This window comes from Burkholderia sp. GbtcB21, from assembly GCF_019091065.1.
Lineage (GTDB): Bacteria > Pseudomonadota > Gammaproteobacteria > Burkholderiales > Burkholderiaceae > Burkholderia > Burkholderia pyrrocinia_C.
In genome coordinates, this window is sequence record NZ_JAGXKA010000566.1 from 1 (window position 1) to 229 (window position 229).

Sequence of the window (229 nt, forward strand, 5' to 3'; positions counted from 1 at the left end):
CTTCGCGGTCACGCCGCCCGTCGTGTTCGCGGCCACCGCGAGCGTTTCGGGCACGCCGAGCTGATGGGCCGTGGCCTGCTGCAGCGAGCAGAACAGGGCGTTCGACGGCGTGTCCGAGCCGGTCAGGAACACGCCGAGCCAGCCGAGGAACGGCGAGAAGAACGGGAACGCGGCGCCGGTCGCCGCCAGCATCAGCGCGAGCGTCGACGACATCCCCGAGTAGTTCGCG

General features: G+C 71.2%; 1 protein-coding gene. It reads right to left on the reverse strand.

The window, feature by feature from the left end; genetic code table 11:
* Nucleotides 1-229, reverse strand: a 229-nt coding sequence (locus KVT39_RS37670; protein ID WP_217591548.1) for an L-lactate permease, incomplete at both ends; no start/stop codon positions are given.